The organism is Roseburia sp. 1XD42-34 (assembly GCF_009917385.1).
GTDB lineage: Bacteria > Bacillota > Bacilli > Bacillales > Amphibacillaceae > Virgibacillus.
The window spans coordinates 29,957-54,262 of the sequence record NZ_QWLJ01000014.1 but is presented as its reverse complement, the minus strand read 5'-3'; the positions used below and the strand labels follow the sequence as shown (position 1 = coordinate 54,262).

The 24,306-nt window shown below is 36.5% G+C and carries 22 protein-coding genes; 4 read left to right on the top strand and 18 right to left on the bottom strand.

What is annotated here, in order from left to right; all coding sequences use genetic code 11:
* Positions 1-242: 242 nt before the first annotated feature.
* On the top strand, positions 243-728 hold the full coding sequence (locus D1839_RS10015; protein ID WP_120379760.1) for a DUF1189 family protein: 486 nt from the start codon (positions 243-245) through the stop codon (positions 726-728).
* A gap of 75 nt (positions 729-803) precedes the next feature.
* A complete protein-coding gene (modA, locus tag D1839_RS10010; protein WP_158589637.1) occupies positions 804-1,592 on the top strand; it encodes a molybdate ABC transporter substrate-binding protein in 789 nt (262 codons plus the stop codon).
* Between the two features lie 1,350 nt (positions 1,593-2,942).
* Here modA and rpsR read toward each other — a convergent pair.
* From rpsR to D1839_RS09975, 7 genes are all read right to left on the bottom strand, one after another.
* Complete coding sequence (gene rpsR / locus D1839_RS10005) at positions 2,943-3,173, bottom strand: 30S ribosomal protein S18 (protein ID WP_050350602.1); 231 nt, start codon at positions 3,171-3,173, stop codon at positions 2,943-2,945.
* A 19-nt stretch (positions 3,174-3,192) separates the two neighbouring features.
* Positions 3,193-3,681: a single-stranded DNA-binding protein gene (ssb, locus tag D1839_RS10000; protein WP_050350601.1), complete on the bottom strand. Its 489-nt coding sequence runs from the start codon at positions 3,679-3,681 to the stop codon at positions 3,193-3,195.
* Between the two features lie 15 nt (positions 3,682-3,696).
* Positions 3,697-3,987 carry a 30S ribosomal protein S6 gene (gene rpsF / locus D1839_RS09995; protein ID WP_120379758.1) on the bottom strand — a complete coding sequence of 97 codons (291 nt, stop codon included), beginning with the start codon at positions 3,985-3,987 and terminating at the stop codon, positions 3,697-3,699.
* Positions 3,988-4,156: 169 nt separating this feature from the next.
* Positions 4,157-5,257 (bottom strand): redox-regulated ATPase YchF, encoded by a 1,101-nt coding sequence (gene ychF / locus D1839_RS09990; protein ID WP_120379757.1) that lies wholly within the window; start codon positions 5,255-5,257, stop codon positions 4,157-4,159.
* A 244-nt stretch (positions 5,258-5,501) separates the two neighbouring features.
* Positions 5,502-5,699 (bottom strand): DUF951 domain-containing protein, encoded by a 198-nt coding sequence (locus D1839_RS09985; protein WP_120379756.1) that lies wholly within the window; start codon positions 5,697-5,699, stop codon positions 5,502-5,504.
* A 160-nt stretch (positions 5,700-5,859) separates the two neighbouring features.
* Entirely contained in the window at positions 5,860-6,879 is a 1,020-nt protein-coding gene (locus tag D1839_RS09980; protein ID WP_120379755.1) for a mechanosensitive ion channel family protein, read from the bottom strand.
* A 27-nt stretch (positions 6,880-6,906) separates the two neighbouring features.
* On the bottom strand, positions 6,907-7,932 hold the full coding sequence (locus tag D1839_RS09975) for a YkvI family membrane protein (protein WP_120379754.1): 1,026 nt from the start codon (positions 7,930-7,932) through the stop codon (positions 6,907-6,909).
* A gap of 88 nt (positions 7,933-8,020) precedes the next feature.
* Here D1839_RS09975 and yyaC point away from each other — a divergent pair, with 88 nt between their 5' ends.
* Entirely contained in the window at positions 8,021-8,641 is a 621-nt protein-coding gene (gene yyaC, locus D1839_RS09970; RefSeq protein ID WP_120379753.1) for a spore protease YyaC, read from the top strand.
* A 416-nt stretch (positions 8,642-9,057) separates the two neighbouring features.
* On the opposite strand, the gene D1839_RS09965 is transcribed toward yyaC, so the two are convergent.
* The 11 genes from D1839_RS09965 to rpmH all read right to left on the bottom strand — a co-directional run bounded on the left by D1839_RS09965 (position 9,058) and on the right by rpmH (position 21,818).
* Positions 9,058-9,744: a DUF554 domain-containing protein gene (locus D1839_RS09965; protein ID WP_286164776.1), complete on the bottom strand. Its 687-nt coding sequence runs from the start codon at positions 9,742-9,744 to the stop codon at positions 9,058-9,060.
* Between the two features lie 706 nt (positions 9,745-10,450).
* Positions 10,451-11,287, bottom strand: a complete 837-nt coding sequence (locus D1839_RS09960) for a ParB/RepB/Spo0J family partition protein (RefSeq protein WP_120379751.1) — start codon at positions 11,285-11,287, stop codon at positions 10,451-10,453.
* On the bottom strand, positions 11,268-12,041 hold the full coding sequence (locus tag D1839_RS09955) for a ParA family protein (protein WP_050350593.1): 774 nt from the start codon (positions 12,039-12,041) through the stop codon (positions 11,268-11,270). Before D1839_RS09955 ends, D1839_RS09960 begins: the two co-directional genes overlap by 20 nt.
* Positions 12,042-12,278: 237 nt before the next feature.
* Entirely contained in the window at positions 12,279-13,163 is an 885-nt protein-coding gene (gene noc, locus D1839_RS09950; RefSeq protein WP_120379750.1) for a nucleoid occlusion protein, read from the bottom strand.
* A gap of 1,013 nt (positions 13,164-14,176) precedes the next feature.
* Entirely contained in the window at positions 14,177-14,893 is a 717-nt protein-coding gene (rsmG, locus tag D1839_RS09945) for a 16S rRNA (guanine(527)-N(7))-methyltransferase RsmG (protein ID WP_120379749.1), read from the bottom strand.
* A 63-nt stretch (positions 14,894-14,956) separates the two neighbouring features.
* On the bottom strand, positions 14,957-16,843 hold the full coding sequence (gene mnmG, locus D1839_RS09940) for a tRNA uridine-5-carboxymethylaminomethyl(34) synthesis enzyme MnmG (protein WP_120379748.1): 1,887 nt from the start codon (positions 16,841-16,843) through the stop codon (positions 14,957-14,959).
* 30 nt (positions 16,844-16,873) lie between these two features.
* Positions 16,874-18,250 (bottom strand): tRNA uridine-5-carboxymethylaminomethyl(34) synthesis GTPase MnmE, encoded by a 1,377-nt coding sequence (gene mnmE, locus D1839_RS09935; protein WP_120379747.1) that lies wholly within the window; start codon positions 18,248-18,250, stop codon positions 16,874-16,876.
* Between the two features lie 1,098 nt (positions 18,251-19,348).
* A complete protein-coding gene (gene jag, locus D1839_RS09930; RefSeq protein WP_120379746.1) occupies positions 19,349-19,963 on the bottom strand; it encodes an RNA-binding cell elongation regulator Jag/EloR in 615 nt (204 codons plus the stop codon).
* Complete coding sequence (spoIIIJ, locus tag D1839_RS09925) at positions 19,960-20,727, bottom strand: YidC family membrane integrase SpoIIIJ (protein WP_183030224.1); 768 nt, start codon at positions 20,725-20,727, stop codon at positions 19,960-19,962. The genes jag and spoIIIJ overlap by 4 nt, the downstream gene beginning before the upstream one ends.
* Positions 20,728-20,815: 88 nt before the next feature.
* Entirely contained in the window at positions 20,816-21,160 is a 345-nt protein-coding gene (rnpA, locus tag D1839_RS09920; protein WP_120379744.1) for a ribonuclease P protein component, read from the bottom strand.
* Positions 21,161-21,683: 523 nt separating this feature from the next.
* Complete coding sequence (gene rpmH / locus D1839_RS09915) at positions 21,684-21,818, bottom strand: 50S ribosomal protein L34 (RefSeq protein ID WP_050350585.1); 135 nt, start codon at positions 21,816-21,818, stop codon at positions 21,684-21,686.
* Positions 21,819-22,927: 1,109 nt separating this feature from the next.
* Between rpmH and dnaA the strand changes: the two genes are divergently transcribed.
* On the top strand, positions 22,928-24,259 hold the full coding sequence (dnaA, locus tag D1839_RS09910; protein WP_120379743.1) for a chromosomal replication initiator protein DnaA: 1,332 nt from the start codon (positions 22,928-22,930) through the stop codon (positions 24,257-24,259).
* Positions 24,260-24,306: the final 47 nt, after the last annotated feature.

Here is a 24,306-nt window from a genome sequence, read left to right as displayed (position 1 = left end):
CTCATGTTAAAGAGCATCGGCATCGAAGAAGTGATTGAAAATTGGATGGTATCTTATTGTATACATCATCCATTTATTGAGAGATAATCTTTATAAATATAGAAATTCATCTTTATTTTGAGTAAAGAACGTAACAAACACGTCTATTTATTAAGATATTATTTCTTTTCAATCCGATAACTAGGCAATTATTCTTTATTTCTACTATAATAGATGTAGAAATAAGGATAAGGATGACGGTAATGGTATTTTTTCACGCATTTGCTCATAGTATTAAATTGCCTAAAAAGAACGCAATATTCCAGCTTAATCGTATTGGGATGGATATCGCGATCATCTACATGTTGTTTCTCAACTTACTTGTATCCATTCCTTCCTTTATGCAGTATGTACGGACTGGTGGTGGAGTGGCTGAACAATTAAACCTTTTCTTTAAGATTATTTACTATTTTATCTTTCATTATTTACCTTTAACTATCATGGTATTTGTACTGTTATCTATTATTGCTGGAATTGGAACACTTCTGGCAAAAGGTATGGACCGAAAATTAAAATTTGCTATTCTATGGAAAATGACTGTTTTTACAACAACGATACCTTTTCTATTATATGCACTTATCGGAATCTTTTTTTCCATCCAAGACCGTTTTTTGTTTCTGTTCTGTGCTTATTCATTGCTGTTTCTTTTTTTCATTATTTCTGTATATCCAAAGCGCCGTAAAAAATAAAGCACAACCCAAGCGCAGGAGAGTTAATTAGAGTAGTTACGAAATAAGATGAATAAGAGCGCTAGGAGGACTTACATGAAGCATATTTTTACCCTTTGCATCAGCATAGTTTTATTATCAGGGTGCTCTATGTCTGATGATGAACAACTTTTCGAAAAGCCTGCTGAACAAAATAAAATACTCGTAGCAGCTGATTCTAGCTTAACAGATGTCCTGCCAGAACTAATTTCTCGTTTTGAAGAACTCCAGCCTACAATTTCCGTTGATATCATATTTGCAAGCTCTGGACAACTAGCAGGTAATATTCAACAAGGTGCGCCTGTTGACTTGTTCTTATCTGCAAATAAAGAGTGGAACGATACACTGGAAAAAGAGGGGTTACTCGTTAAAAAATCACAAGAAAGCTTTGCGCATAATCGACTTGTTCTGATTTCGCATCCGACAAATAAACTACAGCTATCAAATTTAAAAGACATACAACAGAAATCTTTTGAAAAATTGGTTTTAGGTGACCCAGTGAATGTAACTGCTGGTGATTATGCTGAAAAAGCTTTTCAATCTAACGAAATTAATTTATGGGATAAAATAAAAAATAAAACGATCTATGTCAAAGATATAGCGGATATCATCAATCATGTAAATGAACATAAGCAAGCGCTTGGCGTTGTCTATGCCTCTGATGCCTATGAAAATGAACAGGTGAATATCGTCTATGAGATAGACAAAACGCTTCATCCACCCATTATTTATCAAACAGGGATTACTTCATATAGTACGAATCATCATGATGCAAAAGTATTAACGGATTTTCTATCATCCAAACAGGCTGCAAAAACTTTGGAAGAGTATGGATTTGTGGAATAGCCATAGTTCTAATTCGACTTTATTTACATTTGTTAATTATAATGTTTATGGGTGTTTAGAGACTTTCTATATGTTCTCTTTCAATTGTGGTAAGCTCATAACAGTATCTCTGTATATGTGTTGGTATTTTGTTACTTCCATTTTACACGTAGCTGGTATGGGCTATTTTATGCTGTTGCGCTTACTATTACAATGTACCATAAAAAATAGCCACTGCTATAAAAAATATAGGACATAGGCTATTTTTGCAAACAAGTTTCAATCATAAAATCTCCAAATAGATCCTGTGGGTAAACTGCAAACATAAGTTTCTTTATTAGCTGAACTAAACCGACAAGTAGGGAAATTTAATCCTTGTACCATTGAGGGTGAATCTGTAATCTTTACTCTTAAATGGATTGGATCCGGTATATGGAGAAACAAAAATTTTATGATGTTATTTAGCTTGGAATTAAATTATTTACAACTTCAATACCTTATTTAATTCTATACTTCAATACCTTATTTAATTCTATACTTGGACAGTCAAGCAAGTGACATCAGTGGTACTCAAAGTATGTTTATTATACCTCAGCTACTCATTCGACTTTTTGGGGGAATATGAGTAGATCTACTACCTAAGAAATCTCTCATTTGAATTATTAATGTTATGAGAGTAACTGCCTTATACTCATTACTTACCTCATTTGAAGTGAAAATATCTTAATTTGGCATATATATGCTTACTTTTTTAGGAGTGTTAAACACTTTATATCGTCCAACACTAAAAGCCATTGCCTAAAAGAGTACCTAATTAAAGCTAATTCCTACAGATCCATGGCACAGCAAATTATGGAGATGGTAGGACCGATCTTAGTAGCTTAATTAGTTACAACTTTCAGTATATTTATCACATTTAGAATAAATGGTTTATCATTTTTACTTGTTGCCTTTGCATTTGCGTTTATCTTTATAGAAAAAAGTCAAAAAATAGATACCAAAAAAACTCGATTCACCAATTTAAAGAAGGATTCCAAGTTTTATTTAATCATAAATGATTAGGGTTAAGTATTCTGATTGGATCTATTGGATATAGGTATTGACTCATTTGACGTTATCATCCTACCTATTTATACAACATGCGATTATTTTAAAGGAATTGAAAGTTTTGGTTGGTTGTTGAGTAGTATGGCTTTAGGGGCTTGTTTATGGATAATTAGTAGACAAACACAAGTTTCTAAGAGCTTTAAAAAATATTATTTATGTTTCGTGTTGGACTATGCGTATTGTGCTTATCATTTTCTAATCTTTTTCTTATATCTTTCTAAAAAGCCATCATCAGCTTTCTATAAGCTGATGATGGCTTTTTTATTACTCAGCAACATATGGCAATAATGCCATTGTACGAGCACGTTTAATTGCTTTAGTTAGTTTACGTTGATATTTTGCAGAAGTTCCAGTTACACGACGAGGAAGAATTTTTCCACGCTCAGAAATGAAACGTCTTAGCAAATCAACATCTTTATAGTCAATGTGTGTAATTCCGTTCGCTGTAAAATAACACACCTTACGACGCTTTGCACGACCGCGACGAGCTGCCATTATTATGACCTCCTTTTAATTAAAATGGTAAATCATCATCTGATATTTCAATAGGCTCTCCATTATTTTGGAATGGATTGTCCTGGTTATTTTGGTTTTGTTCATATGGATTGGATTGTGGTTCGAATTGGCTTTGGTTTCTATTTGGTTGAAATCCTGATGCACCTTGCCCCCCGCCTTGCGAAGAACCTTTTGTTTCCAAAAATTGAACACTTTCTGCCACCACTTCCGTGACAAATACGGTTTTTCCGTCTTGACCTTCAAATCGGCGTGTTTGCACACGTCCGTCCACACCAACCATACTGCCTTTATTCATATAATTTGCCAGGTTCTCCGCTGCTCTACGCCAAACGACACAGTTAATAAAATCCGCTTCTCGGTTTCCCTGCTGATTGGAAAATGGACGGTTAACCGCAAGCGTAAAATTAGCTACGGCTACTCCACTTGGGGTATAACGTAAATCAGGATCCTTCGTTAACCTGCCGACAAGTACGACACGATTTAACATCCGAACCACTCCTTATTATTGATCATCTTCTCGAACGATAATATGACGAATAATATCATCAGAAAACTTTGCAAGACGGTCAAACTCGTTGATAGCCTGATCATCACTCTTAAAGTTAATGATTATATAATATCCATCACGATAGTCATTGATTTCATAAGCAAGACGTTTCTTACCTTTTTCGTCAACTTTTTCAATTTCCGCACCATTGTCAGTAAGAATTCCATTGAAACGCTCAATTAAAGCTGTTTGCGCTTCTTCTTCCATGTCTGGGCGGATGATGTACATGATTTCGTATTTTCTCATCCGTAGCACCTCCTTTTGGACTTAGCGGCTCTCCACTATTCGACCGAAAATATTCTGTCGTCATGAGAGCAAGGAGTAATTCATAAAATTTAATTACTCACGATAGTGTATTATACCAAATCATTTAACAAATGACAAGTCTTTCGAGAGATCCTATTTTACGTATTCATTAAACATTAAAGCGGAAATGAATCACATCGCCATCCTGTACGATATAATCTTTTCCTTCTAATCGTACTTTTCCATTTTCCCTCGCCTTAACCATGGATCCAGCTGCCACTAAATCGTCATAGGAAACCGTTTCTGCACGAATAAATCCGCGTTCAAAATCCGTATGAATAATTCCTGCTGCTTGTGGTGCTTTCGTTCCTTTGCGAAATGTCCAAGCGCGAACTTCTTGTTCTCCTGCTGTAAAGTACGTAGCCAAGCCTAATAAATGATAAGAAGCTTTAATCAGCTTGTCCAATCCAGACTCTGTAATCCCTAAATCGTCCAAAAACATCGTCTTTTCTTCTGGATCTAATTCAGAGATCTCTTCTTCTATTTTCGCACAGACTACAATTACTTCTGCATTTTCCTTAGCTGCATATGCTTTCACTTTCTGGACGTTCTCATTGGCATCGGCATCCGCAACTTCATCTTCACTTACATTTGCCACATAAAGTGTCGGCTTACTTGTAAGCAAATGCAAACCTTTTACTAGCTTCCACTGCTCCTCATTAAATTCCAATGCTCGTACTGGCAGTTCCTCTTCCAAGCCTGTTTTTAATTTTCGAAGCACATCAAATTCAGCGACCGCCGATTTTTCTTTTTGTTTCGCTAATTTTTCTACACGTTGCAAACGTTTATTTACCGTTTCCAAATCTGCCAGGATCAATTCCAAATTAATGATATCCATATCTTCCACTGGGTCTACTTTTCCTGACACATGAGTTATATTTTCATCTTGAAAACAACGGACAACCTGGCAAATAGCATCTACTTGGCGAATATGAGACAGAAATTGATTCCCTAATCCCTCCCCTTTACTTGCACCTTTCACAATACCAGCAATATCTGTAAACTCAAATGTGGTCGGTACTGTCTTTTTCGGTTTTACTAATTCTGTTAATTTATTTAAGCGTTTGTCCGGTACTTCTACGATTCCAATATTTGGGTCTATCGTTGCAAACGGGTAGTTTGCTGCTTCAGCTCCAGCTTGGGTAATAGCATTAAACAACGTTGACTTGCCAACGTTCGGAAGCCCGACAATTCCTGCTGTTAAAGACATGCAAATTTCACTCCTTAAAGACTCCATTCATATGAACGCGTTTGTCCTTTTCATTATAGATACAAGCCATCAAAATGACAAGCTAACAAAAAGCAAAAGTAGACAGAATAGACTGTCTACTTTTGCTTTTTACCCTATTAAATTTGCATTTTTCTTTTTCTCTATTTGCAATTATACCATTTTACTAACGAAATCGCTATTTTCTTAAGCAAAAAAAATTTTCTTTTTCCCTCTGTAATCTTGCTTATTCTTCTGCCTTTTCAAGCACTTTTTTCATTTTTTTCTCAAACTGTTTACGTGGAATCATAACACTATGATCACAGCCTAAGCACTTGATACGTATATCCATTCCCATTCGAATAATCCGCCAACGATTTTCTCCACATGGGTGTGGCTTTTTCATTTGTACGACATCATGTAGTGCAAATTGTTTTCCTTCCATGGCCCTTTTCTCCTTCATTTATTCATGATTCTAAAAAGCTATCTAGCTTCAGTTTCCGCTTTACTACTTATATTCTTATACTGAGTAGAGGCTTTCAGCGGTTGTTGCATCCAACGGATGAGAAAGCCCCCTTCCTTCGAGTCTTTTTTAAAGAACGTGTTTAATCATTTTCTGAAGACTGTTCACCATGCGATTCAACATCTGGGTATCCTTTTCGGTTGCCCTGGTTTTTCTCAAATCGCTGCTTTTGACTATAATCCAATAAACTTTCTTTTTGTTCACGAGAATACATAACAATTCTTGGAGAAGGAATTTCAATTCCTGACCGATATAGGTGATCTTGCATATCTCGGCGAATATTTCTCTCCGCTGCCCATTGAAATCCAGGCAATGTTTCTGCAATAACACGAATAACAAAGTAGGAAGCCTCCAAAGTTTGCACTCCGATAATTTCCGGAGTACCAACTACAAATTCATATTTATCAGGAAGTGTAACTGCTACTTCATTAATTAAACGTTCCGCATCATCGACACTGTTCTCATAAGGAACGTTAATATCAACGATAGCTAATCCATTATGAACAGAATAATTGATGACTTGTGTAACATTCCCATTTGGTAAAATATGCATTTCGCCTGTCCAACTTAATACTTTTGTTGTTCTTAAACCTATCTCTTCTACGGTTCCTTCAATGCCTGCTACGCCAACATAATCTCCTACTGAAAATTGATCTTCAAAAATAATGAAGAAGCCAGAAATAATATCTCGTACTAAATTTTGGGCGCCAAAACCAATTGCTAAACCTGCAACACCAGCACCAGCTATTAATGCGCCTACTTCTAAACCAAATACCCCATCCAAAATCATAATTAGCGAAATAAAATAAACGACATAAGCGACGACGCTTTTGATTAATTTCTTTAATGTATTCTCCCGACGCTCGGTTATACGAATCGGCCCTTTGTCCCGCTTTTTAAACAATCGATCGATAACCTTACGAGAAATGCGAACTACAAGGTAAGATAAAACGAGAATAAGAATGATTTGCAATATACCTTTACCAATTGTAAACCATAAATCTGCTCCTGTTACATACTCCCAAGCATCATTCATTAATTTAGTGAATTTATCTACTTCTTTTTCTACATTTTCTTCTACTGTACTTTGCGAAAACTTCATCCAAATCCTCCCATACCTAATTAGACTCTATGTTTTTGTATTTTCTAACTTATTCCAAAAAGGAAGAAATAATAGTCGAGTTAATACGTATAAATTTAATATACCATAGATGGGATATAAGTATTGAATCAGCGTTGAAAAACCGAGAGCTGTTAATGGAATCATTGTAACCAACGTAATGCAAACAATCAACCATAATGGCTGTTTTACATAATCTTGTATACGTGTAACGATTCCAAGTATTCCTGATGCAGCTGTTGTAAAAATGGCAAACCATAATAATACACTCATGAAAACGAGCATTTGCAACGGATAATGCTTCATTATAGCAAATAAAGGAATCTCATAAACTAGTATTTCATCAGCAATCTGAATTAAGCTGTTATTATAAATAAACGTGATAACTCCTAGCGTAAGCCCGCTTCCAATAGAAGCAATCCATATTTCCTGTTTTGTCTGTACTTTATGCCCAATCGCCCCTAAAACGGCAATTAGAGGTAGAATATTTAATGCTGTAAATGGAAAGGCTGCCATCCAATTTCGTTGTTCATGCCAATGAGAAAAAAGATCCAATTCTTGATCGATCGTAAACCATAAAAGAACAAATATAAGTCCTATTAATAACAACGGTAAGATAAATTGATTGATAGAAAGTAGACCATTCACTCCTTTTAAAAACAGCAAAATAAGCGCAATAATTATTATAATTATCCCCCACGAATAAGGATAATTAAACGCTTGAGATGTTGCCCCACTTCCAGCAATCATAATAACAGTTGTTGTGAATAGGTAAATAAATATCATCACATCGTACACTTTTGTTAATTTCACCCCAACAATATCCTGAAGTACTGGTAAATAGTGGGTAGACTTTCGAGTGTAGCTAATATTCATAATACCTATACAGCAAATGGTAAAAAAACAAGTAAATAGCACGATGGCTAGTCCACTTTCATGCCCAAAAAATTGCCATAACTCCCTTCCAGAAGCATAGCCTGCCCCTATCGTTGTGCCGATAATTAAAAACATCCATTGCATTCCCGCACGTATCATCTCATTTCCTCCATTATTTTTATTCATTCATGTATAGATTTTGAAAAATACCCGTATACTATACCAATATGTCTTTGGAGGAAAAGCTATGAATTTAAAAAACAAACTAAAGGATAGAAGCAGTGATTATCGTATGCTTCATACAGAGCCTAATTTTCATACTATTATGCTGGAAAAGTTTCTATCTTTGTTGCCTCAATCACCCCACGAGTATATAGTTGTCTCAATTGGGACAGATCGTTCTACAGGGGATGCTTTAGGACCACTTGCAGGGAGTTTACTTTCAGAAAGAAAACCAAGGCATATGTCTATTTATGGTACACTGGATAACCCTGTTCATGCTGTCAATTTGACCGAATACATCCATCATATTGAAGCAACCTATCGTCATCCATTTATTATCGCTATTGACGCCTGTTTAGGAAAGCAGCGCTCTGTAGGAAAAATTATTGCTGGCACAGGAGCTATAAAGCCAGGGGCAGCATTAAACAAAGCTCTCCCTGCTATAGGGGATGTTCACTTAACTGGAGTTGTTAATGTGAGTGGATTTATGGAGTATTCCGTTTTACAAAATACGAGATTACAAATAGTGATGGCGATGGCAAAATCGATTGCTAATCTTTTAGATGCTGTCGATCAACGTTTAACATACAGAAAAAGAATGCCTGCTGCTCTAATTACCAAACATATTCAATCTCATTTGATGTAAAATACTTCGGATATTCGTTTAACTCTTTGTTTGTCCTATGAAGAGGGTGAAATAAATAAAAGAGGTCTATTTTGGAGTGTTTTTGAAAAGGCTAGTGATATATCTGACATAATTGAATATCCTCCTTAAATATGTACCAATGTTAGTTACTTTCGTTTTTTCCTCTATGTTACTTCATCTTGGCAGTAAAAAATGAGGATGGAATGTAGTTCACTGCTCGTTGGATGTTTTCGCATTTAATCCTAGTTTCATTTGTGTATAAAGTATCAGTTTAATAAAAAACAGTCGCTCTCTTGTTGTGTTTGAATCAGAGAGGACTGTTTTTTTCTATGCCTAGTTTCCTTAGGTATTTCAAGCAATTTCGATCATTCCTATTCAACTCCTTGTCTTATTGATAGAGACTACGGTGCCTCTTGTTACAAAAATAATTGGTATACATAGTAAATGACACCTACCATTATAATAGCCGGTAATAGATTACCTATTCTTATAGAAGTGATATTTAATAAATTCAGCCCGATTGCTACAATAATTAAACCACCTACTCCTGTTAATTCAGTAATGAAACCGTTTAAAATACTCTCCGGTAAGATCCCTTCGATTTGTGTAGCAAGCAGTGCAATAGAACCTTGATATAAAAGTACCGGAAAAACGGATAAAATAACACCAAAGCCAAGTGTTGTTGTCAATACTAAAGCGACAAATCCATCTAGTATTCCTTTTGTTATTAAAACCTCATGATCCCCTCGCAACCCACTATCTAATGCTCCAATGATAGACATTGCTCCGATGACAAAGATTAAGGAAGCAGTAACAAATCCCTGTGACACACGAGTGTCATTTTCTTTAGAACCCAGCTTATTGCCGACCCATTTCCCTAATCGATACAAACCACTTTCTAACTGGAGCCATTCTCCTACTATAGCACCTGTTAATATACTTAGTAATCCAATAATAATATGCTCCATTACAAATGCCATTTGTAAGCCAATTAGTATTACAGCTAGTCCAATTCCTTGCATGACTGTTTCTTTATATCTTTCGGGAATTTTAGTGAATACTAACCCTAATAAGCTTCCAATTATTATTAAGGCTCCGTTGATAAGTGTACCGTATAGCTCTATTTTTTCCGCCCCCTATATGCCTTCTATAAAGTGAATCTTCATTCATCCCCACGCTTGTTAGTACCATATTGGTATGACCTAAGGCCTCTTACGAAATAGGGCATTTAGGTGCTGTTATCTCCCACTTAGGATTGTTACAGTACAGATTATCCAACTCCTGAAGTCAGAGTATTTCAGCACTTCATATGCGGGATAAATGTTTCACGTGGAACATTTTCTTATAATTTTTACAAACTTAGAAACTTAATTAATCTATGTAGAACAAAGACTCGAGGCGCCCGGTTAGCAACGTAGTGACTGGATCGAGGCAACTGAGATAAAGGAATCTGCCACTAAAACAGGAGTATACCGACGCGGGCGGTAAGCCCGTTTTAAGTCGGCCTTCCTCTTAACCACGAACCGATGATGACTTATCGTAGGACAATGGGGGGAAGTCGCCTGGTTGCTGGGCTCATGCACCGGACGTGACTAGTCGGTTATTTCGTTATCCTCAAGCACCTCATTTTACACTTTTTTATCTTAAAATGAAAGACTGACAATATTGTCAGCCCTCTCTATTGTATAGTTCATATTTAATTTTTAAGTGATGGTTCACAATTGGATACTAAAATAAAAAGTCATGACTTCGTTCCCTGTACTCTATTTATATTCCATATAGGATTTTTCGGTTGTTAGCTATTTGACTTTAATTTTCTAATGTATCAATGATACGCTGTAAATCATTATCATTATAAAACTCAATTTCTATTTTACCTTTTCGCTTCCCGCGTTGAATAGTCACAGCAGTACCAAATCTTTCTCTAAGGAAGCTTTCTCTTTCTTGAAGAAAGATATCTTTTTGAGGTTTTTCTTTTTTCTTTACCGGTTTTTCATTGAGTTGAACGATCAGCTTTTCTACCTGTCTTACGTTTAATTTCTCTTTTCTGATCTTCTTTATCAATGGTTGCAGCTTTGTTTTATCCTTAAGTCCCAATATTGCACGGCCGTGTCCCATTGAAAGCTCTCCATTATTAATATAAGCAATGACAGATTCGGGCAAAGAAAGTAGTCGCACCATATTAGCAATATGTGATCGGCTTTTCCCTAAGCGTTTTGATAATTCTTCCTGGGTAATTTTTAGTTCGTTCATTAAGTTGGCATAAGCGTGCGCCTCTTCGATTGGAGTTAGGTCTTCGCGTTGTAAGTTCTCCAATAGTGCCAGTTCCATCATTTTGTTATCAGATAAATCCTTAATAATAACGGGAATCTTTTCTAACCCTGCCTCTTTAGCAGCACGGTACCTTCTTTCTCCTACGACAATTTCATAACCTTTAATGCTCCTCCGAACAATCAAAGGCTGTATAATGCCGTATTCTAAAATCGATTCTTTTAACTCTTCAATCGCATCTGCATGAAATGTCTTTCTTGGTTGGTATGGATTTGGTCGACATTCAGCAATTGCAATCTCTTCAATTATATCATCTTGACTTTCCTCAACCTCTGGAAAAAAAGCGTTAATCCCTTTACCTAACCCTTTCGCCATTGGCCATCACTTCCTTCGCTAACTCAAGATATACTTCAGCACCCTTTGACTTGGCATCATACGAAATTATCGGCAAACCATGACTTGGAGCTTCGCCCAATCTTACATTTCTTGGAATAATAGTTTGATAGACTTTATCTTGAAAGTATTTCTTTACTTCTTCTATGACTTGGATTCCCAGATTGGTTCGAGCATCTAGCATGGTTAATAACACTCCTTCAATCATGAGTGTTTTGTTAAGATGCTTTTGAACAAGTCTGATTGTATTCAATAATTGGCTTAGCCCTTCTAACGCATAATACTCGCATTGAACTGGAATAATTACAGTATCTGAAGCTGTCAATGCATTTAGCGTTAATAATCCCAACGAAGGTGGGCAATCAATAATTATATAATCATAGATCGATTTAAGATTTTCCAACGCTTTTTTAAGTCGTATTTCTCTGGAAATCGTTGGCACCAGTTCAATTTCTGCTCCGGCTAATTGTATAGTAGCAGGTATAATATCTAAGTTGTCGATAGTTGTTGGAATACAAACTTCTTCAGCAGGTAGATCTTCTACAAGAACATTGTAAATACAATGTTTGACATCTGCTTTATTAACCCCTGTTCCGCTTGTTGCATTCCCCTGTGGATCAACATCTACAAGAAGAACTTTATTACCTAAATGTGCTAAACAAGCACTCAAATTAACCGATGAAGTTGTTTTTCCTACGCCACCTTTTTGGTTTGCGACGGACATTACTTTTCCCATGTTGACACCTACCTAAAACGATATACTATCTATTCTATCATTTTTTCTTCTAAATGGTGGATTTATTTCATTTTTGTTAGCAATTCGTAATTTGTCATTTACGTTAGATCATTTATTATCGAGCAAAATACCCATCTTTCAACACGAAGATGGGTACACAGACACGGGAGTGTAGCATCCTAATTTAGCTTGTACACTTTTTTCAAACAAATTTATAAAGCTTATGAGAGCAATAAATTATTTCTTTTTTGGAATTTTAATTGTAATTTGGTAGTAATCTTCTAGATCCTGTTCATCAGACTCTACTTTTACTCCTGTATCGGAAACCATATTTAATGATTGGCGTATCGTATTCATAGCAATCCGAATATCTTTATTAAATCCCTTTCGTTTAACTGCTTTCTTTTTTGGTTTTTTTTGTTGTTTTTCACTTATTTTAGCAATCTTATCTTCTGTTTGCTTTACATTTAATTCATTTTCAATGATCTCCTGTAATAGCTTTACTTGTTGCTCTTCATCATTTAATTTAATGAGGGCACGCGCGTGTCTTTCTGTAATATACTTTCCTAACAAAGCTTCTTGAACTGCCTGGGGTAACTTTAGCAAGCGAAGCTTATTCGCTATGGTTGATTGGTTTTTTCCTAATCGTTGTGCCAGAGCTTCTTGCGTTAAGGAATGAAGTTCAAGCAATTGTGCATACGCTGTTGCTTCTTCAATAACAGTCAATTCTTCACGCTGCAAGTTCTCAATCAGTGCTACCGAAGCTGTTTCTGTATCGGTCATCTCTTTAACAATCGCTGAAATATTTTCCCAGCCTAATGAATCAACTGCACGCCATCTCCGTTCTCCAGCGATAATCTCATACTTTTGCTCCCCTTGCTCAGTTTCTTCTAGATGCCGAACAATGATAGGCTGTATCATTCCATGGGTTTGAATTGTTTGAGCAAGTTCCTTTATTTTTTCTTCACTAAAAATGGACCTGGGCTGATATCGATTAGGTTCTATATTTTTAACAGGGATCTGTATTACTTCATTGGAATGAATATCAATTTCTGAACCAGAATCAACTTCCTGTTCAGATTTATCGCCTATTCCAAAAAAACGGTTAAAGGGCTTCACCATAATCCCACACCACCTCTAATATACTTTTATAATCTTATCTATGTATAAAATATAAAATGTTTCACGTGGAACATTTTATATGGAATAACTATGAATATTATAGCATAGGAAAGGCTCATATAAATCAATAATGATTTACCCGTACGAGGTGATGAACGATGCCTGTTATTGGGTAAGCAACATTCATAGAAGGTATTCATTCAAATAATCCATTTCACTATTCCTTTTGAGTCTTTATCTATTATAAATAACGTGAATCTTCAATCAGTCGGGGTTTTCATTCCCCTCACTGATTAGATGAACGAATCGAGCATTTAGGTGCTGTTATCTCCCACTCAGACTTATTGCAGTACAGATTATAAAACTTCTGAAGTGCGAGTTTTGCAACACCTTATATACGGGATAGACGGGTAACTAATTATTTTTATATTTGCGTCCTGGAATGATTCATTCTTTAATGACTCCTTGCTGTTTAGTGTTGGTAGTATAGCTAAAAGTTAGAATTATAGTCGGTTTGGGCTTGATTGACGAGCCAAGACACCAATATGAAAGGGATATTGGCTCACGCCAAAAATACTATCATGCCCGCCACTCCACGTAAAATCTCCTAAACTACCTTCTGCTACCATACTAAATAGCGAAGAAGCTCTTTAATTTATTTAAAAGGAGCTAAAATCCAAGTTTTTTACTGCACACAAACTATATGGCGCTTCAACATAACAGAACGTACAACAATGTGTCAATCAAATAAAGAATTCATATAGTAATGATTTTTAAAGAAAAACAGCATCTTTGCTTTTATCTTCCATTTAGAATTTACGTATATCTAAATGGATCGCTATTCACAGCCATATTTCTACTATAAGAAAAAACGCAGCAGCAATCTGCTAGCGTAATGTTCAAATAATATTCCGTCGAGGCATACGTTGTCTTCATTTTATCATATTTTTTGCGGAAAGAATATGCCTATTTCTTGTCTATTAACTAAATAAAAACGTCATTACATGTTTAATCTACTCTATTGGTTCCTTATTCGGTAGACCTGCTTTTCTTGGATACTTTTTAGGCGTTTTTCGGGCTTTATAAATTTCAATAATGGAACGCTCACTATCTTCGTGAGGCAACGTAAACGTATGCATTTGTTTTAACTCTCCACCAAGCACTTCAATTGCTGGTTTAGCTAACTCTATCTCCTCCCCTGCTTTTGCACCTTTCATTGCTAAAAAAGTTCCCTGTTTTTTTGCAAGCGGTAAACAAAGTTCGCTTAATACAGACATATGGGCAACCGCTCTAGCAGTAACCAAATCAAAAGACTCGCGAAAAGATGCATTTTTACCCATGTTTTCTGCACGGTCATGATAAAAAGCAACATTTTCTAAAGATAAGGCCACTGATAATTGATTCAAAAAACCAATTCGCTTTTTTAATGAATCCACAATGGTTACTTGCAAGTGCGGATAGCAAATTTTCAGTGGAATACTTGGAAAACCTGCACCAGCTCCAACATCACAGACAGATTGAATCTTCGTAAAATCAAAGTAAAAAGCTGCGCTGAGTGAATCATAAAAATGCTTTAAATAAACATCAGCTTCAGCAGTTAATCCAGTTAAGTTAATTTTTTTGTTCCATTCAATTAATGTGGTAAAATATATGGAAAATTGTTCCTTTTGATGCACATTTAATTGAATTCCTTTTTCTTGCAGAGATTGAAAAAACTGTTCCGGGTTCATGTTCATACTCCTTATGTAGATACAAGCAGACTTAGCTACAAACTAAATCTGCTTGTTATCATTTTAATTAGCTAACCGAGATATATTTCCCTGTTCAATATAAACAACTAAGATCGAAATATCAGCTGGGTTTACACCTGAAATACGGGAAGCTTGACCAATAGATAGCGGACGAACTGTTTTCAGCTTTTCTTTTGCTTCAGTAGCAATGCCACTAATCGCATCATAATCAATATCTTCAGGGATTTTCTTTTCTTCCATCTTCAACATGCGGGCTACTTGATCGTTCGCTTTTTTAATATATCCTTCATATTTAATTTGAATACCTACTTGCTCGGTAACTTCATGTGAAAGCGATGGATCAGCATCAATGATAGGTGCTAATAAATCATATGAAAGCTCTGGACGTTTTAATAGATCATACGCTTTGACTGCCTCTTTCATTGGCGAAGCGCCTGCTGTTTCTAAAAATGCATTTACTTCCGTTGAAGGCTTAATCACTAATTTTTGCAGCCTTTTCTTCTCTTCTTCTACTAAACGGTATTTCTCTGTAAATGCGGCATAGCGCTCTTCCGATATTAAACCAAGCTTATATCCCAATTCGGTCATGCGTAAGTCTGCATTATCGTGTCTAAGCAACAAACGATACTCTGCACGTGACGTTAACAATCGATACGGCTCATTTGTCCCTTTCGTCACCAAATCATCAATCAGCACGCCGATATAAGCTTGTGAGCGGTCTAGAATAACTGGGTCTTTTCCAAGCACCTTTGCAGCCGCGTTAATACCAGCCATAATTCCTTGTGCAGCAGCCTCCTCATAGCCTGAGGTGCCATTAATTTGCCCTGCTGTAAATAATCCAGGTATTTTCTTAGTTTCTAATGTTGGCCATAGCTGTGTCGGTACAATAGCATCATATTCAATGGCATAGCCTGCTCGCATAATTTCTGCATTTTCCAACCCCTCCACACTTCTTACTATGCTATGCTGGATGGATTCAGGTAGAGAAGTAGACAATCCTTGTACATACACTTCTTCCGTATCTCTTCCTTCTGGCTCTAGAAATATTTGGTGACGAGGCTTATCATTGAAGCGAACAATTTTATCCTCAATGGATGGACAGTATCTGGGGCCTGTTCCCCTTTTCATTCCTGAATACATAGCGGAAAGAGACAGATTTTCATTTATGATTTGATGGGTAAATTCATTCGTATACGTTAACCAGCAAGGGATTTGATCCGTAATATATTCTGTTGTTTCATACGAAAAGCTGCGCGGATCCTCATCGCCTGGTTGTATTTCTGTTTTTGAATAATCTATCGTATGACTATTTACTCGTGGAGGTGTACCTGTTTTAAATCGAGTTATTTCAAATCCCAGTTCCTCCAGGTTTTCGGATAATTTAATCGTTGGTCGTTGATTATTTGGCCCACTTTCATATTCCAAGTCACCCATAAGGACTTTTCCGCGCATGAACGTTCCAGTTGTTATAATGACTGTCTTTGCACTGTACGCAGCATTTGTTTCCGTAATAACCCCTTTGCAAACACCATCTTCAACAATTAATCGATCCACCATTCCTTGGCGCAGCGTAATATTCTTCTCATTTTCAATGATCTTTTTCATTTCTTTAATATATAAAGGTTTATCTGCTTGCGCCCGAAGCGCTTGCACAGCAGGTCCTTTTCCTGTATTCAATAAGCGCATTTGAATATGCGTTTTATCTATTACTTTACCCATGACACCACCTAGAGCATCAATTTCACGCACGACAATCCCTTTGGCAGGTCCGCCAATGGAAGGATTGCATGGCATAAACGCAATCATATCCAAATTTAACGTGAGCATTAATGTTTTTGCTCCCATTTTGGCAGCTGCAAGTCCAGCCTCCACACCTGCATGTCCTGCACCGACCACGACTACATCATAATGTCCTGCATCATAAGTCATTGGTCTCATCCTTTCTAATATTAGATTAAATTATTTTCCTAAACAAAATTGTGAGAATAGCTGATCAATAAGGCTGTCACTTGCTGTATCGCCGATGATTTCACCTAATAATTCCCACGTTCTGGTCACATCTATTTGCACAATATCTAATGGCAACCCAAGTTCTAAGCCCTCCATTGCATCTTCTAACGCTTGTTTTGCCTGTCTGAGTAGTTGGATATGCCGGACATTCGACACATAAGTGAGATCACCAGTATCTATATCTCCAGCAAAAAAGATTTTCGCAATGGCCTCTTCCAGCTCATTAATACCTTCTTCTTTAATTAAGGAGGTGGTGACAATTGGCTTTCCCGCAGCCAGTTCTTCAACGCGAGCTAGATTCAGTTTCTGTTCTAAATCCGTTTTATTAATAATAACAATATAATCCAAGTCTTGAATTGCTTGAAATAACTTATCATCTTCGTCTGATAGTACTTCATTATAATTAAGCACAAATAAGATTAAATCCGACTCTTTTAACACTTGGCGGGAACGCTCTACACCAATTTTTTCAACAATATCCTCTGTCTCACGAATACCAGCTGTATCAACTAAGCGTAACGGAACACCTCTTACACTAACATACTCCTCAATAATATCGCGAGTCGTACCGGGAATTTCTGTAACGATTGCTTTATTTTCTTGGACAAGCGTATTCATAAGCGACGATTTGCCAACATTTGGTCTGCCAATAATTGCTGTAGCCAGACCTTCTCGTAAAATTTTCCCTTGCTTCGCCACTTGCAGCAGTTCCACAATTTCCTGATGCACTTCTTTCGTCTTTGTACGCATCATATCATGTGACATTTCTTCGACATCATCATATTCTGGGTAATCGATGTTTACCTCAACATGTGCCACGGTTTCGAGTAAATCCTGACGTAAACGTCGAATGAGGGCGGATAATCGTCCATCCATCTGCTTTAATGCAACTGACATCGCTTTATCTGTTTTAGCGCGAATTAAATCCATCACTGCTTCTGCTTGCGATAAATCAATTCTACCATGCAGAAAAGCACGTTTCGTAAATTCGCCTGGCTCAGCCAATCGGGCTCCTTTACTTAAAATAATTTCCAGTACACGGTTAACCGCAACCATTCCACCATGACAATTAATTTCAACAACATCTTCACGTGTAAATGTTTTCGGTGCGCGCATGACAGAAATCATTACTTCTTCCGCAATTTCATTTGTCTCGGGATCCATAATTTTTCCATAATGGATTGTATGCGAAGGCACATCAAATAAATTTTTCCCCTTAAAAACATTAGCTGTGATGGAAATAGCCTCAGGACCGCTTAATCGAACAATTGCTATTGCCCCCTCACCAATCGGTGTAGAGATAGCAGTAATTGTATCTGTTTCCATTTACGAATCACCTACCAACCTGTTAATATGATATCTATTTTAAGTGCGTTTTTTTATCGTCACTAACTTAACAGAATATCACAAAACAAAGTTATCCACAACCTATTTTTCTTTCCCATTCATTTAATAGTTATTCACATGTGGATATCGTATATCAATATTTTTTCCACAACCACGTAGTAACCGGGCACCCAATGCGTGTACGATTTATTTTCGTCTAAAATGCTGATTTAAAGTATTTTTTGATAACGGGAATATTTCAATTAGATAGCGTTAGAGAGAGGTTTTTTCATTTTGGATTAGTACCGCTTCGGGTATGACCTGACACTTTTTAGAAAAACTTGGCTTGTCACCAAATTTTATGGTGATAGCCTTTGTTTTTTTATACTATAAACCAAAAATCTTATCCTTTCCTTAGTGGAACAAAAGCGCGGGGTGCCCGTTTAGCAACGTAGCTAAATGGAACGAATCAACGAATAATAAAGTAAACCTTCCATCAAGGTATGACCTAAAGGCCTTTGAACGAATCGGGGATTTAATTGCTGTTGCCTCCCGCTTCGACTTATTCCGGTTACATTTTCCAACCTTAGACCGTGGGAGTCTACAACGCCTTTTTAAGGGGTAAAGGAATCATGCCACTAAAACAGAGTTATGCCGACGTTTGGGCGGCAAGCCCGTTTTTAGTCGCCTTCCTCTTTGTGACGAACCGATGAGGACTTATCGTAGGCGCATTTCTAAAGGCGCATCGTTGCTGGGCTCATGCGCCGGACGTGGCTATGTTATTTCGTTATCTACAAGCACCTGATTTTATATTTTCTTATTTTATAAAAAATAGGACATTTGACTTGCAGTTGGTCTCTACAATTGCCTTCGCTACGTTCACCTTTTAGGATGGAAATGGCTTTCTTACTGCTAGTTTCAACATGCGAACTAAGCTAGCAAAATAAAGGGAATCTTTAATCAGTGAAGGGATCCAGTTATCCTGCACGGCTTATTATAGTACAATTATCCAGCTCCTGGGAATCTTACAGCACCCTATATACGGGATAAAAAATCCTACCTAGCATGCTACACTAAATAGGATTTACGAATGTTATATTATGGTTGTATAACGATATGTCGATGTGGTTCATGACCATCGGAATACGTGGTTATTGCTTCATTTTCTTGCAATACATTATGAATGATTTTTCTCTCAAAAGCAGGCATTGGCTCTAAAGCCACTTTTCTATTTAAACGAACTGCTTTATCAGCCATTTTTTTTGCCAATGCTTCTAACGTTTCTTTACGGCGACTGCGATACCCTTCCGCATCTAAAGTAACTGTGTAAAATTCAGTGCCATTTTTATTCATCGCTAAATGCAATAAATATTGCAATGCATTTAACGTCTGACCTCGTTTTCCGATTAATACAGCAATATCGTCGCCAGTCACTTCATATGTTACATGATTATCTACGACAGTCGTACAAACCGTTGCGGAAACGTTCATCTGTTTCATGATTTGCAGCAAATACTTTTCTGTTTTTTCAATTTGGTTTTCCACAATTCTTACTTTAACGTAAGCACGTTTGGTACCAAATACACCAAACAATCCTTTTTTCCCTTCATCAATGACATTAACTTCAACATGGTCCCTGGTTGTTTTTAACTGCTCTAATGCTGCCTGGACCGCTTCATCAACTGTTTGTCCACTAGCAGTTATTTCTCTCACTTTTTGTCTCCTCCATTATTTGCAGCCATCATCGGCTTACGGATAAATAACGTCTGAGCAACCATAAAGATATTTCCTACTACCCAGTATAACGCTAATGCAGATGGGAAGAAAATAGCAAAGACCCCGATCATGATTGGCATTACATAAAGCATGACCATCATTTGCGGATTTTGCGCCGCTGGACTTCCAGCCATCATCAGTTTTTGCTGCAAGAATGTAGCCCCACCAGCAATTAATGGTAAAATAAAGAATGGGTCAGGTTGCCCTAATTCAAACCATAAAAAGCTATGTGTTTTAATCGTTTCCGTACGCATAATCGCATGGTACATTCCGATTAAAATCGGCATTTGGACAAAGATCGGCAAACAACCAGCAAGTGGATTTACGCCGTGCTTCTGAAATAAAGCCATCGTTTCCTGCTGCAGCTTTTGCTGGGTATTCGCATCCTTAGAACTATATTTCTGCTGTAGTTCCTTTAGCTTAGGCTGAATATCTTGCATCGCCTTGGAACTTTTTAGCTGCTTTACATTTAACGGTAACAATAGTAAACGAACCATGATCGTTACAATCACAATTGCCAATCCATAATTTTCATTAAATAATTCAGCAAAATAGGTGATAAGCCAAGAAATTGGATAAACGAAGTAAGAATTCCAAATTCCCTCACTTTCCTTCGTAATTGGTTCATTTACTTCTGTACAACCAGATAAAATTGCCAGTAAACCTATAAGACCTACTAGCAACCAAAACTTTTTACGCAACACATTTCCTCCTAACTCCATACAAGACAAGTTCTTCTCTTACCTACCGTTATTTTAACTTAAATAAAAGGAAGATTCTATATCAATTTTATTGATTTTTTAACAATTGTTCCTTATATAATAAATGCGTTAAACTTTTTTTAATTTCCGAATAGGTCATTTGCTTCGCTGGTTGTCTAGCAATAATGACGATATCATACGGATAAGCAATATCATGTTGTAATTCAAAAAAAGCTTGTCGTAAATATCGCTTAATGCGATTTCTAGTCACCGCATTGCCAATTTTTTTACCAACGGAAAGCCCAATCCGAAAATGCGTCTGCCCTTCTCTCTTCACATAATAAATGACGAGCTGGCGGTTTGCAAAGGATTTTCCAGCTTTAAACGCATATTGAAAATCATTATTTTTTTTAATTCGAAATTCTTTCCTCAACGTGATCACCTTTACTACAATAAACACTTCATCTGCTTGACTACAGCTAACTCATATATGTAAGGCGCAATCTATCCCAATATTTTTATCTTACACAAAAGTATGCTTTTTCATATGTTGTTCAAAAATTAAATGTAAACGGATTTTCTTTATTGTGAACAAAGGCGCAGAGCGCCCGGTTACCAACGTAGCGACTGGAACGAATCAACTAAAGATAAAGGAATCATGGTGAGGCACGAACCAAGATGACTTATCGGAAGGCGATTTCGTGAAGTCGCCTAGTTGCTGGGAGATGGAGCCGGACGTGGCTTATTCGGTTATTTCTTTATCTCCAAGCACCTCATTTTATACTTTCTTATCTTTGTAAAGAAAACTTGGCTAGCACCAAGCTTTCGGTAACAGTAAATCTCCACACTGCATTGTTATTATTCAAACATACATATCTTACTCATCAAACAAATAGACTTCATTGTATAAAATTTTTTCCTGTTACATGGAAAAAAGACCACTGATTTTCAGTGGCCTATGCTGACAAGACTTTTCTACCCTTACGACGACGACGAGCAATTACTTTACGTCCATTTTTCGTGCTCATGCGTGTACGGAAGCCATGTACTTTTTTACGTTTACGATTATTTGGTTGAAACGTTCTTTTCATTTATCTTGCACCTCCCTAAGGGATGAATTCTTTCCATTTCTTAAGCCATCATCAGACAGTCTTTGTAATTATACGTAAAAATAAGTGTATCTGTCAACTTGTTGTTAAAATCGTTTGTGTTAAATATTTACGAAGCTACTCCAATTTCTCTCTAAAATATTAGGCTTAATTTAAGTAAAGTACGTTTAGATGATTGCTTCTCAACATCTTGGAGTAGATATACACTGTTTTTCGAGGCAAGACCTGGGTTTCTCGCAAGCAAAAAACTACTTCCAACGAATTTACAGCTCCTCGTTTCCCGCTCAACGAAACATCGCAAAAGAAAATATGTATTTCATTACGAGAGTTTTCACGTATATCTACAGTTTTTTGGAGTTTTTCAACTTTACATAGTTTTGATTATTAATAGGACGCACACGAATAAAGATATCCACATCCCTTGTTAGTGATTTTTCTTTTATTTTTTTCTATCCACAACAATTATCGACAAATCATTCACAAAATATAGTGGTGTGGATAAAAATTGTCTACAAGCTATGGACTTTGTGGATAAGTGTCGAAAAGCCATTGCACTTCTTACTTTTTTCTGGTATTATATTTGTGTTTAACCTGTGAAAACAAAAAATAAAAATCACACTTATTCACAGTTTGTGGATAAGATGTGGATACTTATAAACAGTACCGTTCATAAGGTTATCAACAAGTATGTGGATATCGTTTATAAACACACTTAATCCCATTGTTTACTGTTCGCAATTATCCACATGCTTGCAGGTTGCTATATTGGATTTTGATATGCCTTTCCATCTTATAGAGATTTGTTCTAAAGCGTATTAAAAGGAACTATGATTACACTTCGTTATTCAGTTGCTCGGAGACTGGCATACCCTCCGTAAGAACTGATAATGGGCTGCGCTTTCCTTTTTTCTGCTTTTTTGAACATGCACTTATAGATTGAGAGAGGCTTTTTCTGTCATGTGTATGCTGTGTACGATGACATCAGTAATATCTACTATTTTATTAGACTAATCGCAGAGCTAAAAATCTATCTGTATATCCCTCATCAATGCACGAACCACATTCTTAATTAGAAAGGAGTGAACTCCTGTTTGGAAAATATACAAGAAATATGGACAGCAGCACTTGAAAAAATAGAAGAAAAAATTAGTAAGCCTAGCTTTGATACATGGTTAAAAAACACAAAAGCAGAAGCTTTAGACAAAAATACGCTCATTGTTTCAGCTCCAAATGAATTTGCAAGAGATTGGTTAGAAAACCAATACACTAGACTTATTTCGGAGATTTTAACAGAAATTACTGGATCTGATATTGAAGCAAAATTTATCATTCCGAATACTGGTACAGAAACAGAAGCTAAGGAAACAGAAAAGGAAAACAAAGCAAATGACCATCCAAAATCGATGTTAAACGCCAAATATACATTTGATACGTTTGTTATTGGTGCGGGAAATCGATTTGCCCATGCTGCCTCCTTAGCTGTAGCTGAAGCACCAGCAAAGGCTTATAACCCGTTATTTATTTACGGTGGCGTTGGATTAGGAAAAACGCATTTGATGCACGCAATTGGGCATTATGTCCAAGATCACAATCCAGACGCAAAAGTTGTCTATCTATCGTCAGAAAAATTTACAAATGAATTTATTAACGCAATTATGGATAATAAAACCGTTAATTTTCGCAATAAATACCGCAATGTCGATATTTTGTTAATTGATGATATTCAGTTTATTGCTGGAAAAGAATCAACGCAGGAAGAATTTTTCCATACATTTAATGCATTGCATGATGATAACAAACAAATTATTATCTCTAGTGACCGTCCGCCGAAAGAAATTCCCACACTGGAAGATCGATTGCGCTCAAGATTTGAATGGGGGCTCATTACAGATATTACACCACCAGATTTAGAAACCAGAATTGCCATTTTAACAAAAAAAGCTAAAGCAGAAGGATTAGACATTCCCAACGAAGTGATGTTGTACATTGCCAATCAAATTGATACGAATATCCGGGAATTGGAAGGTGCCTTAATCCGCATCGTTGCCTATTCCTCTCTCGTTAACCAAGATATTGATGCTTCCCTAGCTGCAGATGCTTTAAAAGATATTATTCCTAGTAATAAACCAAAAGTCATTACCATTGCCAGTATCCAAGAAACGGTAGGCGCAAGATACAGCGTTCGATTAGAAGATTTCCTAGCCAAAAAACGGACGAAATCCATTGCCTTCCCGAGGCAAATAGCAATGTATCTATCACGAGAAATGACGGATGCATCCTTACCTAAAATTGGTGAAGAATTTGGAGGAAGAGATCATACAACAGTTATACATGCTCACGAAAAAATATCAAAACTGATGGAAAATGATACACAATTAGCTAAAGAAATTGAAGAAATTAAAGAACAAATAAAGTCACTTTAAATGATTCAACCACCTAGATCAGAGTAGCTTTCATGCAAAATTTCCAA

Bases quoted from the DNA above. Each gene is read 5' to 3' on its own strand.
- D1839_RS10015 (WP_120379760.1), top strand. From the start codon at position 243: ATGGTATTTTTTCACGCATTTGCTCATAGTATTAAATTGCCTAAAAAG.
- modA (WP_158589637.1), top strand. From the start codon at position 804: ATGAAGCATATTTTTACCCTTTGCATCAGCATAGTTTTATTATCAGGG.
- rpsR (WP_050350602.1), bottom strand. From the start codon at position 3,173: ATGGCAGCTCGTCGCGGTCGTGCAAAGCGTCGTAAGGTGTGTTATTTT.
- ssb (WP_050350601.1), bottom strand. From the start codon at position 3,681: ATGTTAAATCGTGTCGTACTTGTCGGCAGGTTAACGAAGGATCCTGAT.
- rpsF (WP_120379758.1), bottom strand. From the start codon at position 3,987: ATGAGAAAATACGAAATCATGTACATCATCCGCCCAGACATGGAAGAA.
- ychF (WP_120379757.1), bottom strand. From the start codon at position 5,257: ATGTCTTTAACAGCAGGAATTGTCGGGCTTCCGAACGTTGGCAAGTCA.
- D1839_RS09985 (WP_120379756.1), bottom strand. From the start codon at position 5,699: ATGGAAGGAAAACAATTTGCACTACATGATGTCGTACAAATGAAAAAG.
- D1839_RS09980 (WP_120379755.1), bottom strand. From the start codon at position 6,879: ATGAAGTTTTCGCAAAGTACAGTAGAAGAAAATGTAGAAAAAGAAGTA.
- D1839_RS09975 (WP_120379754.1), bottom strand. From the start codon at position 7,932: ATGATACGTGCGGGAATGCAATGGATGTTTTTAATTATCGGCACAACG.
- yyaC (WP_120379753.1), top strand. From the start codon at position 8,021: ATGAATTTAAAAAACAAACTAAAGGATAGAAGCAGTGATTATCGTATG.
- D1839_RS09960 (WP_120379751.1), bottom strand. From the start codon at position 11,287: ATGGCGAAAGGGTTAGGTAAAGGGATTAACGCTTTTTTTCCAGAGGTT.
- D1839_RS09955 (WP_050350593.1), bottom strand. From the start codon at position 12,041: ATGGGAAAAGTAATGTCCGTCGCAAACCAAAAAGGTGGCGTAGGAAAA.
- noc (WP_120379750.1), bottom strand. From the start codon at position 13,163: ATGGTGAAGCCCTTTAACCGTTTTTTTGGAATAGGCGATAAATCTGAA.
- rsmG (WP_120379749.1), bottom strand. From the start codon at position 14,893: ATGAACCCGGAACAGTTTTTTCAATCTCTGCAAGAAAAAGGAATTCAA.
- mnmG (WP_120379748.1), bottom strand. From the start codon at position 16,843: ATGACTTATGATGCAGGACATTATGATGTAGTCGTGGTCGGTGCAGGA.
- mnmE (WP_120379747.1), bottom strand. From the start codon at position 18,250: ATGGAAACAGATACAATTACTGCTATCTCTACACCGATTGGTGAGGGG.
- rpmH (WP_050350585.1), bottom strand. From the start codon at position 21,818: ATGAAAAGAACGTTTCAACCAAATAATCGTAAACGTAAAAAAGTACAT.